This window comes from Streptomyces sp. TAA204, assembly GCF_000424965.1.
Map to the genome: position 1 here is coordinate 72,717 of NZ_AUKW01000005.1, position 13,321 is coordinate 86,037.

General features: G+C 71.8%; 13 protein-coding genes and 1 riboswitch. Of the genes, 9 read left to right on the forward strand and 4 right to left on the reverse strand.

Going from position 1 to position 13,321, the window contains the following annotated elements:
- Window positions 1-329: 329 nt before the first annotated feature.
- Window positions 330-854 carry a cytochrome P450 family protein gene (locus H343_RS35265; RefSeq protein ID WP_158679548.1) on the reverse strand — a complete coding sequence of 175 codons (525 nt, stop codon included), beginning with the start codon at window positions 852-854 and terminating at the stop codon, window positions 330-332.
- Between the two features lie 406 nt (window positions 855-1,260).
- On the opposite strand from H343_RS35265, the gene H343_RS34175 reads away from it, so the two are divergent.
- The 4 genes from H343_RS34175 to H343_RS0111140 all read left to right on the forward strand — a co-directional run bounded on the left by H343_RS34175 (window position 1,261) and on the right by H343_RS0111140 (window position 4,905).
- Window positions 1,261-1,428, forward strand: coding sequence for a hypothetical protein (locus H343_RS34175; protein ID WP_486586864.1), 168 nt, complete (start codon window positions 1,261-1,263; stop codon window positions 1,426-1,428).
- A gap of 4 nt (window positions 1,429-1,432) precedes the next feature.
- A complete protein-coding gene (locus H343_RS33575; RefSeq protein WP_051265006.1) occupies window positions 1,433-1,873 on the forward strand; it encodes an acyl-CoA dehydrogenase family protein in 441 nt (146 codons plus the stop codon).
- A 160-nt stretch (window positions 1,874-2,033) separates the two neighbouring features.
- Window positions 2,034-3,098, forward strand: a complete 1,065-nt coding sequence (trpD, locus tag H343_RS0111135) for an anthranilate phosphoribosyltransferase (RefSeq protein WP_028431200.1) — start codon at window positions 2,034-2,036, stop codon at window positions 3,096-3,098.
- 120 nt (window positions 3,099-3,218) lie between these two features.
- Window positions 3,219-3,338: riboswitch (SAM riboswitch) on the forward strand.
- A 67-nt stretch (window positions 3,339-3,405) separates the two neighbouring features.
- Window positions 3,406-4,905: an aminotransferase class V-fold PLP-dependent enzyme gene (locus H343_RS0111140; RefSeq protein ID WP_078505426.1), complete on the forward strand. Its 1,500-nt coding sequence runs from the start codon at window positions 3,406-3,408 to the stop codon at window positions 4,903-4,905.
- 84 nt (window positions 4,906-4,989) lie between these two features.
- On the opposite strand, the gene H343_RS0111145 is transcribed toward H343_RS0111140, so the two are convergent.
- Window positions 4,990-5,271 (reverse strand): Lrp/AsnC ligand binding domain-containing protein, encoded by a 282-nt coding sequence (locus H343_RS0111145; RefSeq protein WP_028431202.1) that lies wholly within the window; start codon window positions 5,269-5,271, stop codon window positions 4,990-4,992.
- Window positions 5,268-5,957, reverse strand: coding sequence for a rhomboid family intramembrane serine protease (locus H343_RS0111150; RefSeq protein ID WP_486586865.1), 690 nt, complete (start codon window positions 5,955-5,957; stop codon window positions 5,268-5,270). The genes H343_RS0111145 and H343_RS0111150 overlap by 4 nt, the downstream gene beginning before the upstream one ends.
- Window positions 5,958-6,126: 169 nt before the next feature.
- Between H343_RS0111150 and H343_RS0111155 the strand changes: the two genes are divergently transcribed.
- From H343_RS0111155 to H343_RS0111175, 5 genes are all read left to right on the forward strand, one after another.
- Window positions 6,127-6,366, forward strand: coding sequence for a hypothetical protein (locus H343_RS0111155; RefSeq protein WP_028431204.1), 240 nt, complete (start codon window positions 6,127-6,129; stop codon window positions 6,364-6,366).
- Window positions 6,367-6,601: 235 nt separating this feature from the next.
- Window positions 6,602-7,903 (forward strand): NYN domain-containing protein, encoded by a 1,302-nt coding sequence (locus tag H343_RS0111160; protein WP_028431205.1) that lies wholly within the window; start codon window positions 6,602-6,604, stop codon window positions 7,901-7,903.
- 308 nt (window positions 7,904-8,211) lie between these two features.
- Entirely contained in the window at window positions 8,212-9,243 is a 1,032-nt protein-coding gene (locus H343_RS0111165; protein ID WP_028431206.1) for an NlpC/P60 family protein, read from the forward strand.
- Window positions 9,244-9,635: 392 nt separating this feature from the next.
- Window positions 9,636-10,622: a C40 family peptidase gene (locus H343_RS0111170; protein WP_051265076.1), complete on the forward strand. Its 987-nt coding sequence runs from the start codon at window positions 9,636-9,638 to the stop codon at window positions 10,620-10,622.
- Window positions 10,623-10,697: 75 nt separating this feature from the next.
- The gene (locus tag H343_RS0111175) at window positions 10,698-11,972 is read left to right on the forward strand and encodes a hypothetical protein (RefSeq protein WP_486586866.1); all 1,275 of its coding nucleotides are present in this window, start codon (window positions 10,698-10,700) and stop codon (window positions 11,970-11,972) included.
- Here the strand turns inward: H343_RS0111175 and H343_RS0111180 are convergent.
- A complete protein-coding gene (locus H343_RS0111180) occupies window positions 11,929-13,152 on the reverse strand; it encodes a glycosyltransferase family 87 protein (RefSeq protein ID WP_028431209.1) in 1,224 nt (407 codons plus the stop codon). The genes H343_RS0111175 and H343_RS0111180 overlap by 44 nt on opposite strands.
- Window positions 13,153-13,321: the final 169 nt, after the last annotated feature.

Here is a 13,321-nt window from a genome sequence, read left to right on the forward strand (position 1 = left end):
GCCGGTCCGTTGCTGTACCGGATTTCTGCCGAGGGCGGGCACGCCGATGGGCGCCGCGCTTCGAGAAGAAGCGTGGCCCTGGCGGACGTGCGAGGCAGACCTCGGCGGCGAGAATATTCCGCGAATGAACGGAACCACGTCTTCAGGTTGTGGGGTGCACGCGCAACTCGGCCATCCCTCGGATGTCGACCTGGGGGCGCGGGACGAGATCTTCATTCGCGCCCGCGGGGCCACGCGTCGTTTCGCGAGGAGTTCAGCGATGCAGGTACCGAACTCCGTCGCCGCGTTGTTCATCGCACGCCGAGTGGTGTCGTCGGGCGACGGGTCGATCACGTCGCCGAGCACGTCGGTCCACTTTCTGCACAGGTCCCGTTGCTCCGTCGGAAGTCCCCCGGCCCGCAGAAGGCGGTTACCGGCACCTGAGTGGCGACCGAGGGCATGCGGCCGATGTCCTGGCCGCTCCCCGTCTCATCCAGGATGCGGTGCACGGTCCGGGTGGTCCGTGGTGCCAGGGCATGGATGGCCCTGGCGGTGAACAGGGGATTGGCCTGCCCGCGCAGCCGCCGGTGCGCTTTTCCGTCCCGCATGAGCATCCATCGTCTCGTGGATTCCACGATCGGACTGTCCGGGCTGCCGCGCTGCTGTGCCCAGTTCTCATCCCGGGGGTATTCACTGTTCAGGTGCGGGACGCGCAGCAGCGCTGCCACCTCCTGGTACCCGGAAATGAGCCAGTGTCCGAAAGGAGTGCGGTGAATCGGATCCACGTCGGGCAGACGCACATGGACCGGGTACGGAACGTCGCGTAACCGTGGGTCGCGCGCATTGAACGGAGCCCCGTCTTCTGTACCGTACATATCACTTCCTCCGGCGAGCAGGCAGCCCTGAAGGAAGCCCGCTAGCTGGACCCCCCGGTTGACGGCACTATAAGCACACGACGGCCGGGAGCCACAAGCGATTTCTGTTCCGCGGCCGTGCTCGGGCGGCCCGGTGGGCGATAGGGGCGGGCACGCTGGTGCCGCACCCCTGGTAACGCTGGACAGGTCACTTCAACTGTGCTTAGTGTAGAAGCAGTTGAGATGGCAGGTGTTTCACTCTTGCCGGGGGGAGTTGGGCGCACCGCAGTGTTTTTCGAGATGATCACGAGGAATTTCGTAAGGTGCTCCGGCACTCCGTCGTCGCGTAGGTGAAGCCTTTCTGCGACGAGTGGGAGGCTGCCGGGCGGTCCCGCGGCACCTGTACCGGAAAATCGGCCAGATCGGCGTGTTCGGCCAAGGTGTCCCGAAGGAATTCGGAGGGTCTGGTTCCACCGGATTCAAATGCAATGCGGTCATGGCTGGGGAATGCGCCGGGCCGGTGTCACCTTCGGAGGTGCCGGCGCTCAACTGGCGCTCCCGGCGACCTTCGTGCAGTTCACCTCGTCACAGGTGAACCGATGACGGCCATCGCGATCACCGAGCCGCGAGCGGGTTCCGACGTCGCCGGACTCTCCGCCACAGCACGTCTCTCCGGGGACGGCACGCACTATGTGCTCAACGGCGTCGAGTTGTTCGTGTCCGGGGGAGCACAGGCCGATCCGGTGCTCGTCGCCTGCCGTACGTCCGTGACGGACGAAGAGGACCGACGGAAGGTGAGCTTGCTGCTGGCCGTGGACGCACACGCGGAAGGCGTCGCCGTCAGTGCGGAACCCTGCACCCTGGGACTGCGCTTCTCCGACCTCGTCGAGGTGACGTTCACCGATGTGCGTGTGGAGGCCGCCGGCGTCCTTGGAGAACCGGGCGAGGGATTCGCGCGCCTCGCGGAGATCTTTCCGCAGGAACGCCTGGGGACAGCGGTCGGGCCCGGGCCGGCCACATGCGGAGCCGCAGGCCCCTGACCCGTCCGGACGGCGGCTAAGGTGGGTGCGGATCCTTGAGAACTCAGGGTCCGCACCCACACCCGTGCCCGGGACGCCCCGGTGCCCGCAGTCGTCGTGCGTACCGCCGCACGGCGGGGCGTGGGTCCCGGTGTCCGCCGACTCGACCCCAGGAGGGATCATGAGCGCCGTTCCGTCTGCCGGCTCTCCCGCCGGGGGTTCCCGCACCTGGCCGGACGTGCTGAGCGCACTGCTGGCCGGTGAGGATCTGGACGCGGAGGCCACCGCGTGGGCGATGGACCGCATCATGCGGGGTGAGGCGAGCGACGCCCAGATCGCCGGGTTCGCGGTGGCGCTGCGCGCCAAGGGCGAGACGGTCGGTGAGATCTCCGGTCTCGTACGCGCGATGTACGAGCACGCCAATGTGATTGAGGTCCCCGGCCCGACGGTCGACATCGTCGGCACGGGCGGCGACCGCGCCCGTACGGTCAACATCTCCACCATGTCCGCCGTCGTGGTCGCCGGCACGGGTGCGACGGTCGTCAAGCACGGCAACCGCGCGGCGTCCAGCGCCAGCGGCGCGTCGGACGTGCTGGAGAAGCTGGGCGTCAATCTGGAGATGACCCCGCAGCGGGTCGCCGAGGTGGCTTCGGACGCCGGGATCACCTTCTGCTTCGCGGTGAAGTTCCACCCCGCCCTGCGCCATGTCGGCAACGCACGCCGCGAGCTGGGCGTCCCCACCCCCTTCAACTTCCTCGGGCCGCTGACGAATCCGGCCCGTGTGGCGGCCCAGGCCACCGGTGTCGCGGACGCCCGCATGGCGCCGATCATCGCGGGAGTGCTGGCCGAACGCGGTTCCTCGGCACTCGTCTTCCGCGGGGACGACGGTCTGGACGAGCTGACCACGACGGCCACATCCACCGTGTGGGTCGTACGCGGAGGCACGGTGCGGGAAGAGGCCTTCGACCCCCGGGACGTCGGCCTGGAGCTGGTGCCGGTCGAGGCGCTGCGCGGTGCTGACGCCGCGTACAACGCCGATGTGGCCCGCCGCCTCCTGGACGGCGAGAGAGGCCCGGTGCGCGACGCCGTCCTGCTCAACTCGGCGGCGGCGCTGGTCGCCCTCGAACCGGGGGAGGGGCCGCTGGCCGGGCAGATCGGCGCGGCCATGGAGAGGGCGGCGGAGTCCGTCGACAGCGGCGCCGCCCGTGCCGCGCTGGAGCGCTGGGTGGCCGCGAGCCACCTGTAACCGCTGCCGCTCGCCCCGCCGTTCGCGACGGCGGGCCTCCGGCACGTACGTGCCGGAGGGGCTGTCCGGGATACGGACGGCGGGGTGATGCCCTGCGGGGGTGTGCCATACTTCCGGCCAGGTCACGAGTGACAGCGATCAAGGCCCCGGCCCGCTGTCCGGCAACCCTCCTTCCGTGGTGGGGTGCCCCGGGTGATGACCGGGCCGTACGACAGCAGGGTCGTGCGGCAAGCACGGATCCCTCGATCCCCGCCTCTGCCGCGGGGGGCCCATGGCCAGGGGTCCCTGGTCCACGAGGGAGAACTCCATGAGTCAGCGCGTCGCTTCCACCGCTTTCCGCTCCTCCGCCACCGGCACCGCCACGCCCGCCGCGGGCCCCGTGAGCGTCACCGCGGGAGTCACCGCGGGGGCCACAGTGGGGGCCGCCGCCTCCGTGGCCGGCGCGGCGCCCCTGCCCGTACTGGGGCTGGACGTACGCGCCCCGCTCGCGACCGGCGGCGACATCGCCTACGCCGCTCTGGACCACGCCGCCAGCGCGCCCGTCCTGAAGAGGGTGTGGGACGAAGTGGGCGCCTACGCCCCGTACTACGGCAGCGTGCACCGGGGAGCCGGCTACCTCTCCCAGCACTCGACCGCCCTCTTCGAGGAGAGCAGGCGGACCGTCGCGCGCTTCCTCGGCTGCCGCGAGGGCGACCAGGTCGTCTTCACCCGCTCCACCACGGACTCGCTGAACCTGCTGGCCTCCGCGCTGCCCGGGGACACCCGCGTGTTCGTCTTCGAGACCGAGCACCACGCGTCGTTGCTGCCGTGGGGGGAGAGGCGGACCACTTACCTCGACGCCCCCCGCTCACCGGCGCGGGCGGTCGCGTACCTCGAGGAGGCCCTGCGCGCCGCCCCCGAGGGGGAGAAGCTGGTGTGCGTGACGGGTGCGTCGAACGTCACGGGCGAGATCTGGCCCGTGCGGGAGCTGGCAGCGGCCGCACACCGCCACGGCGCCCGCATCGTCCTGGACGCGGCGCAGCTCGCTCCGCACCGCCCGGTCGACATCGGCGAACTGGACGTCGACTGGGTGGCGTTCTCCGGGCACAAGCTCTACGCGCCGTTCGGCGCAGGTGTGCTGGCGGGCCGGGCCGACTGGCTGGACGCGGCCCCCGCCCACCTCGCGGGCGGCGGCGCCAGCCGGACGGTCGCGAGGAGCGCGGACGGCGGTGTGGAGGTGGAGTGGCACAGCGGGCCCGCCCGGCACGAAGCCGGCTCGCCGAACGTGATCGGCGCGTACGCGCTCGCCTCCGCCTGCCGGACACTCACGGAGGCGGGCCTTGCCGGAGTGGCCGCCCGTGAGGAGGAGTTGACGCGCAGGCTGCTCACCGGCCTGGCACAGCTGCCCGAGGTGCGTGTGCTCTCCCTCTTCGGCCCGGACGCCGACCGTGTCGGCGTGCTCTCCTTCGTCGTCGACGGCTGGAGCAGCTCGCATCTGTCCGCCGCGCTCTCCGCCGAGTACGGCATCGGCGTACGCGACGGGCTCTTCTGCGCGCACCCGCTGGTGCGCACCCTCCTGGGCGCCGGCGAGGCGGAGCCGGGCGGATGCGGGGCCGCCGGTGAAGGGGGAGATGCCGCCGCGCGGGGCGGGAGGCCGCTGAACGCCGTACGCGTCAGCATCGGCGCGGGGACTCCGGACGAACACGTGGAGCGTTTCCTGCGGGCCGTGCGTGAACTGGTGCGCAACGGTGCCCGCCTGCGCTACCGCGAACAGGACGGGCGGTGCGTACCGGAGGGTGAGCAGGCCACGGCCGTCCGGGCGGAGTGACCGGAGGGACGGGCGGGAGGGACGGGCGGCGCTGAGGGTGCCACTCATGGACGGGCGCCGCCGGCGGGCGCACGGCGGGGAGGGTCAGGCGTCCAGGCCGATGGCGAAGGCCGACTCCAGGTCGTGCTGGGAGTAGGTGCGGAAGGCGATGTGCGTCTCCGTGGACAGCACCCCGGGCACCTTGCTGATCCGGCCGGGGATGACGTCCGCGAGGTCGTCGTGGTCCGTGACGCGCACCATCGCGATCAGGTCGTGCGCACCGGTGACCGAGTAGACCTCGCTGACGCTCTCCAGCGCGGCGATCTGCTCGGCGATCTCGGGGATGCGGTCGGTGCTGGTCTTGATGAGCACGATCGAGGTGATCACGGTGTGGACTCTCCCTGGGTCGCCGGAGCGGGCGTGCCCACTGTAGCCGTACGGAAACGCAGCCACGCGTAGAGGAAGCCCAGGGTGAAGCCGACCACGTGGGCGAGGTAGGCGACCCCCGGCCCGTCGGTGTCGCCGCGTGCGGCGATCCACTGCAGCGTGAGCCAGAACAGCAGCACCAGCCACGCGGGGAAGCGCAGCGGCAGGAAGAAGAGGAAGGGGAAGACACTGGTGACGCGCGCCCTGGGGTAGAGGTAGAGGAACGCCCCCAGCACTCCGGAGACCGCCCCGGACGCTCCGACCAGCGTCTGGGCCGAGTCGTGGTGCGCGGCCGCGTAGCAGAGCATGGCGATGTAGCCGACGCTCAGATAGCACAGGGCGAACCGCACCGGGCCCGTGCGCTGCTCGACGGGGCCCCCGAAGATGCACAGGAAGAGCACGTTGCCGAGCAGATGCATCCAGTTCGCGTGCAGGAAGAGCGCGGTCAGCGGTGTCAGGAGCGGACGGACGGCACCGTCCCACATCGTGTACGGGACGACGCCCCAGCGCTGGAAGTACGCGGCCTGTGCGCGGTGCAGGGAGGGGCCGGTGCCGTGGAAGGGCAGGAAGCCGGAGGCCGGGCCGATGAGGAAGACCGCAGCGCACAGGACGGCGAGCGAACAGGTCACCACGGGCTGCTTCGGCATGAGGCGGATCATGACGGCTCGGCCACGGGGCGGACTCCTCGACACACCTGGCGCACGGCAGGTCTTAGGGTTACGGCAGACGCTGCTGCGTGCTTCCGTCCGGTTACCGCACGCATCCGCGTCTGCACCGCACAGGAGTCCGTGAACGCTCGAAGGAATGAGGTCGACCATGACGGTCCCCACGCCCACAGCCGAGACCCGGTGGCGCTGCACGCTCTGCGGAAACCTGACGCGCTTCGATGTGACGCGTTCCAGCAAGGTCGTGGAGTTCGTCCATCTGGACCTGGCCGGTGAGCCGAGGGTCGAGGAGCAGGAGGTGCTCAGTGAGAGCATCGAGACCGTGCGCTGCCGGTGGTGCGATGCCGCCGACCAGGTCGAGCTCGTCGACCGGCCGGGCGCGCAGGTCTGAGAAACGGCGGGTGTGAGCGGTGGCGCGAGAGACGGGCGACGGCACAGAGCGGGAGCCGTCGACGTCGCGCGCGGCCTCTCCGGACGGGCCCGGAGCGGAACCGGACCGTCCGTCCGGGACTCCGGACCGGTCCGGGGGCTCCGGGCCCGCCGCCCCGTCGGATTCCTCCGGCCCGTCCGGTGGCGAAGAGACCGGACCGGAGCCGGACGGGCCGGGAACCGGCAGGGCCGAGCACGTGGACCGGCCACTGCCCGAGAAGGTCCGCCGCCGGGTGGTCACCCTCGCGGGTGACGCGCTCGGCGGCCTGACCGTCGGCGAACTCCCCGCCCCGCTGCGCCAGTACGCCCGCTTCACCCCTCAGCGCCGCACCAAGTTCGGCGCGAACGCGATCGCCGTGTCCCTGGAGAGCGACGCGGTCTTCCGGGAGCGCATCGCCGAGCAGTTGCGCGAGCGGCTCCCCGAGCTGACCGACGCACTCTCCTCGGGTACTCCGCCTCCCGCCGCGGACCCGGTCGACGTCGCCGCGGTCGCCTACGTGCTGCGCCCCGCCGACTGGCCCAAGCTCGTCGCGGCGGCGGGCGAGGAGGCACAGCGTGCGCAGGCCGAACAGGCTGGCGAAGAGGTGCAGCGGGAGCTGAGCCGGCTGCGCCGCGAGCTGGCGGAGGCCGAGAGCGCCGCGCGGTCCGAGGCGGAGCGCGGACGCGGCGAGTTGGACTCGACGCGCAGGGAACTTGAGGTCACCCGGCGGAAGTTGCGCAGCGCGCAGAGCGATGTGAAGCGCCGCGAGGCCGATGCGCGGAAGCTGCGGGCCGAACTGGAGTCACTGCGCTCCTCCGCGGCGGCGGAGAAGACGGCGGCCGAGAGCGAGGGCCGCAGGCTGCGCACACGGCTCGCCGAGGCCGAGGCCGCGCTCGAGGCGGGGCGCCGCGCCGCCCGTGAGGGACGCAGCGTCGAGGACATGCGGGTGCGGCTGCTGCTGGACACCGTGCTGGACGCGGCCCAGGGGCTGCGCCGGGAGCTGGCGCTGCCGCCCACGAGGAGCCGCCCGGCAGAGACGGTCGACGCGGTCGAGCCGGGAAGCATGACACCGCGGGACATCGCGGCCCGCGCCCTTTCGGAGTCCGACCCCGAGCTTCTCGACCAGCTTCTCTCGCTCCCGCAGGCGCACATGCTCGTCGACGGCTACAACGTCACCAAGACGGGATATCCGGCGATGCCGCTGGAGAAGCAGCGCCTGCGGCTGCTGGGAGGCCTGGCGGTTCTGGCGGCGCAGTCGGGTGCTGAGATCACCTGCGTCTTCGACGGAGCCGAACTCGCCGCTCCGGTGCTGCTCGCACCGCCGCGCGGGGTGCGGGTGCTCTTCAGCAAACCGGGCCAGACGGCTGACGAACTCATCCGGCAGCTCGTACGCGCCGAGCCGGCGGGCCGTCCCGTGGTGGTCGTCTCCTCCGACCGTGAGGTGGCGGACGGCTGTGCGTCGGCCGGTGCGCGGCCCGTGGCGTCAACTCTGCTGCTGCGACGCCTGGAACGTACATAGGCCGCGGACCCTCGTCCGCCCCGTGGGCCAACACTCCGGTTTGAGGCCCGCGTTCGCACCCCTGCGTGATGTGACCATCGCTCCCTGTGTGAACCGAGTAAAGAATCCGGTTGTGTGACATATTTTTTTCCTCAGTGATTTGATCGAACGATTACGCGTGGCTAATGTCTGGCCCCGAACCTCCGCGAGGTTGACCGTCCATCCGGGGCGGCAGCGGAGGACCGCCTCGTTCCGCGGATGCCTTCCCAGGCGAAGTGGAGCCGGAGTGTCAGTCCGGCAGGCGGCTGAGGAAGAAGGAGCTCGCCCAAGTGGCGTCCCACCGTCGTCCCAAGCAGCCCAGCCGCACCCGCCGCGTGACCGTTCTGACGGCAACCGCCGCGGCAGCTGTCGCCCTCACCTCCCAGGGTGCCCAGGCCGAGCCGAAGGCCTCCAAGAAGGAGGTCAAGGAGAAGGTCGACAAGCTCTACGAGGACGCCGAGGCGGCGACCGAGAAGTACAACGGCGCCAAGGAGAAGCAGAAGAAGCTGCAGAAGCAGGTCGGCAACCTGCAGGACAGCGTGGCGCGCGGGCAGGACGACCTCAACGACATGCGCAACGGCCTCGGTTCGATGGCCACCGCGCAGTACCGCACGGGTGGCGTGGACCCCTCGGTGCAGCTCTTCCTCTCCTCGGACCCGGACAGCTACCTCGACAAGGCCTCCACGCTCGACCAGTTGAGCACCAAGCAGGCCGACGCGCTGAAGAAGATCCAGAGCAAGCAGCGCAATCTCGCACAGCAGCGCAAGGAAGCCTCGGACAAGCTCGACGACCTCGCCGACACCCGCAAGGAACTCGGCGACAAGAAGAAGAAGATCCAGGGCAAGCTCTCCGAGGCCCGCTCGCTCCTCAACTCCCTGACGGCCAAGGACCGCGCCCGCCTCGCCGCAGAGCAGGCACGCGCCGACCGCGCCGCCAGCTCCCGCGTCCAGCTCGGCAGCGACGCCTCGGCCTCGCAGCGTGCGGCCGCCGCCTTCTCCGCGGCCAAGGGAAAGATCGGTTCGCCCTACGTGTGGGGCGCCACCGGCCCCAGCTCCTTCGACTGCTCCGGGCTGACCTCCTGGGCGTACAACCAGGCGGGCGTCTCCATCCCCCGAATATCCCAGGACCAGGCCAACGCCGGAACCCGGCTGGGCCAGGGCGAACTCGCCCCCGGCGACCTGGTCTTCTTCTACGGCGACCTGCACCACGTCGGCTTCTACGCGGGCAACGGGCAGATCCTGCACGCGCCGAAGCCGGGCGCCAACGTGCGCTACGAGTCGATCAACAACATGCCGTTCCAGTTCGGCGTGCGGATCGGCTGACGGGCTCCGCCTCCGCCTGCGACTCCGCGCCGGGACGGACGGCACAGCCGCGTACGTCATCACAGCTCCCCGGCAGGGTAGTTCGTACGGGTGATGGCGGATGCACCGTGATGACCCCTGACCCTGCCTTTGACCTGCGTCATCGGCGGGGTCGGCGCATTTCGTGCCTCTGTCGCGCCGCGCGCGGTGCGTGAATCCTTCCCGGCTGTGCGGCTAGATTCGCCGCGCAGTCGGCCCAGGGCGTGTGCTGAGAGCCGCTCCGACCGTCCTCCGGGCGGCTGTGCGGACTCCCACGGGCACGCCCGCACGGAAGGAGCGCGCCCGCAGTGGTCTCGTACCGGTCTCACAGGAAACCCGCCCGGCGCGGGCGTGGCTGGCCCACCAGGGTCGCCGTGGTCACGGCGGTCGCGGGTGCCGCAGCCGCGCTGACACCCGCCGCCCCGGCGGGCGCGCGTCCCGGTGACGGCCCGGGGTCCGCTTCGAGCCGGTCGGCCGACGCCCGCATCGACCGGCTCTACGAACAGGCCGAGTCGGCCACCGAGAAGTACAACGCCGCCGCGGAACGCGCCGGGGAGCTGCGCAGACAGGTCGAGCACGTACAGGAACGCGCCGCACGGGACCAGGCGAAGGTCAACAGCCTGCGCAAGGGGCTCGCTTCACTCGCGGGGGCGCAGTACCGCTCGGGCGGTCTCGATCCCGCCCTCGCGCTGATCCTCAGCGAGGACCCCGACAGCTACCTCGACAAGGCGTCCACCCTCGACCGCATCGGCAGCCGCCAGCAGGACAAGCTCAACCGGCTCAAGAGCGCGCAGCGGACGCTGAAGCAGCAGCGCACCGAGGCCGGTGAGAAGCTCGCCGAACTGGAGCGGCACCGCGCGGAGCTGAAACGGAACAAGAAGGCCGTACAGAAGAAGCTCGCCGCCGCCCGGCAGTTGCTGGAGCGGCTCTCGCCCGCCGAACGGGCCGCGCGTGAGCGGGCCTCCAGGGCCGGAGGTCGCCAGGGCCCCTCCGCCGAAGGCGCGAAAGCCGCCTCGGGGCGGGCCGCTGCTGCCGTGGCCGCGGCCCGTTCGGCTGTCGGGCGTCCCTACGTGTGGGGCGCGGCAGGTCCCGCCTCCTTCGACTGCTCGGGCCTGACCCAGTGGGCGTACGGCCGGGCCGGTACGGCGATCCCCCGCACCTCGCAGGGGCAGCGCTCCGCCGGACGGCAGGTTTCCCTGAGCCAGGCGCAGCCGGGCGACCTGGTGATCTACCGCAGCGACGCGAGCCACGTCGGCATGTATGTCGGCGACGGCAAGGTGGTGCACGCGCCCCACCCGGGTGCGCCGGTGCGCTACGACCCGGTGGGCATGATGCCGGTCTCCGCCGTCACCCGCCCCTGAGGTCCCCGCTCGCCGGGCCCGTTCGCCCGGGCCCGTTCGCCCGGGCCTTCGTCCCGCGCCCGTACGATCGCCTGTGTGGGTGCTCCAGGGCAGAGGCGCGGCGTGCGGGGCAGCGGTGCCCTCCCCCGCGCCCTGCGCGGGGCTCTGGCGGGCACGCTGCTGGCCTCCCTGCCCACGCTGACCGCGTGCGGCCCGGGCGGTGCGCAGAGCCCGGACAAGCGTGAACGAGCGGCCCTGCAGCGAGTGCTGGAGCGGCAGTCGGCAGCCGTGCACAGCGGCAGTGAGCGCGAGTACCTGGCGACGCTCGACCCTCGGGCCGGCCGTTACCGCACGGCCCAGCGGGAGGTCTTCCGGAATCTGCGCCGGCTGCCGCTGACCCGGTTGTCCTACCGCGTCACGGAGGTACGGCACACCGGGCGGGACGGCGGCTCCCGCACCGAGGCGGTGGCCCGGCTGGACTACCGGCTGCGCGGCGACGACCGCGCCCCCGTCACCGCCACCGAACGGCTCGCTTTCGTCCAGCGCGACGGCCGCTGGTACGTCGGCTCCGAACTGCCGGGCAGTGACCGGCAGCTGTGGGAGCAGGGCCGGCTCACCCCCGTACGGGGCGAGCGCAGCCTGGTGCTCGGTGTCGGCCGCGGCCGGGAGGAGCTGAGCGCGCTCGCACGGGAGGCCGACCGCGCGGTGCGCGCCGTGAGCCGGATCTGGCCGCGCGAATGGCCCCGCAGGGTGGTGCTGGAGGCGCCCGCGTCGCTGCGCGCGATGGCGCAGCTGCTGGACTCCCCGCCCTCCTCCTACGAAGGCATCGCCGCGGTCACCACCGGGCAGTCCGAGAGGTCCGCCGCGGCACCCGCCGACCGGATAGTGATCAACCCCGAGGCGTACGGGCTGCTGAGCCAGGAGGGGCGGCAGGTGGTCGTCACGCACGAGACGGTCCATGTCGCCACTCGCACCCACACGGGGCCGGCGACTCCGATGTGGCTGTCGGAAGGGCTGGCCGACTGGGCCGGCTACAGCGTCACAGGACGTGAGCCGGCGGACGCCGCCGCGGAGCTCGCCCGTGCGGTGGAGACCGGCGGGGCGCCGCGTGAACTGCCCTCCGACGCCGACTTCCGTTTCGGCGGCGACCCCGGGAAGCTGGGACGGGCCTACGAGAGCGGCTGGCTCGCGTGCCGCCTCATCGCCGAGCGGTGGGGCGAGGGGAAGCTGCTGAGCTTCTATCTGCGTGTGGGGGAGGCGGAGAAGACGGGCGGCGCGGGCCTCGACCGGGCCATGCGCGAGGAGCTGGGGCTGACCGTGGCCGAGTTCACGGAGCGCTGGCGCTCGTACGTCTCCCGCGAGGTGTCGTGACGGGGACGGCCGGCGCGGGACGGGCCGCCCGGCTCGTACGCCACAGCCGCCCGCAGGCCAGCAGCGAGGCGGCCACCAGCAGTCCGTTGCGCACGACCAGCATCAGCACTCCCTGCCAGTCGCTGGCGACGACGTGGGCGAAGCCCAGCGGGAACTCCCAGAACGTCACTCCGGTCGCCGCCAGCACGAGCACCGCCGGCAACGTCTGGCAGCTCGCCCGCAGCGTGAGACAGACCGCGCACATCCCCACGAGCCAGATCATGTACTGCGGGCTGATGACGCGGCTGGTGGTCGTGAAGAGCAGCACGGCCGTGAACGCCGCGTCCGCAGGGGTCGAAGGGGTCCATTCCGAGGCCCGCAGCCGCCACATCAGCAGCCAGCCGAAGGCGAGGACGGTCAGGACCAGCGCGGCGTCGCTGACGAGGTTCACATGCGGGCCGATGAACTCCATCGAGCCGTAGTTGAGCAGGACCTCGCCCTCCCAGCCGAAGTGCCGGGCCACGTGGAAGACCAGTGCCCCCAGCGACTCCACCTCGGTGCCTCTGCTGTGCTGGAAACCCAGGAACGCGAACGCCCCCGGCATCGCCGACGCGAAGACGCCCACGACGAGGACACCGGTGACCAGCGCGGCGGTCCACACCCTGCGCGTCTGCCGCCCCGGCGGCGTCCCCAGCAGCAGCAGTCCGGGCCACACCTTGAGCATCGCCCCGAACGCCGCCAGGGCTCCGGCGGTCCGCGGGTGCGCGGCGCCCGCCAGCAGGGCGGCCACGGCGACGGCGGTGACCATGAGGTCGTAGCGCGCGTACGCGGTCGGTCCCAGCAGCGCGACCCCGGCGACCCAGCCCCACAGGCCCGCGCGGCGGCTGCCCGCGCGCGCGGACGCACGGTGGAGCAGGACGAGGACGAAGGCGTCGGCGGCGCACGCCAGTACGTAGAAGGCCGAGGCGTAGTCGAGGAAGGGCAGCAGCGCGGGGGAGAGCACCGCCAGGGCGGCGGCGGGCGGGTACTGCCACGTCACGTCGTCCTGCGGAAAGCTTCCGGCCTTCAGCACCTCGAACCAGCCCCGGTAGATGACGCCGACGTCGTTGGTGAAGTCGGGGCCGGGCAGCGTGAGCACCTTGAAGGCGCACAGCAGGAGCAGCGCGCGGGTCACGGCCCAGACCGCGAACGGCGCGGCCATGACGGGCCGGGAGCGGGGGCGCCGGTGCAGGCCGCGCGGTCCGCCCGGGGCGCCGCCGGCCCCCGGCTCGTCCGTCCGCGGGGTCTGCTCAGCCGTGCCGTCCGTCATGCCCACCCTGTTCTCGCCCCGTGAGGTCGTCCACCGGTCCTGCGGTCGCGCGTGTGCCTGC

Bases quoted from the DNA above. Each gene is read 5' to 3' on its own strand.
- H343_RS33575 (WP_051265006.1), top strand. From the start codon at position 1,433: ATGACGGCCATCGCGATCACCGAGCCGCGAGCGGGTTCCGACGTCGCC.
- H343_RS0111180 (WP_028431209.1), bottom strand. From the start codon at position 13,152: ATGGCCGCGCCGTTCGCGGTCTGGGCCGTGACCCGCGCGCTGCTCCTG.
- H343_RS0111140 (WP_078505426.1), top strand. From the start codon at position 3,406: ATGAGTCAGCGCGTCGCTTCCACCGCTTTCCGCTCCTCCGCCACCGGC.
- H343_RS0111155 (WP_028431204.1), top strand. From the start codon at position 6,127: ATGACGGTCCCCACGCCCACAGCCGAGACCCGGTGGCGCTGCACGCTC.
- H343_RS35265 (WP_158679548.1), bottom strand. From the start codon at position 854: ATGTACGGTACAGAAGACGGGGCTCCGTTCAATGCGCGCGACCCACGG.
- H343_RS0111150 (WP_486586865.1), bottom strand. From the start codon at position 5,957: ATGCCGAAGCAGCCCGTGGTGACCTGTTCGCTCGCCGTCCTGTGCGCT.
- trpD (WP_028431200.1), top strand. From the start codon at position 2,034: ATGAGCGCCGTTCCGTCTGCCGGCTCTCCCGCCGGGGGTTCCCGCACC.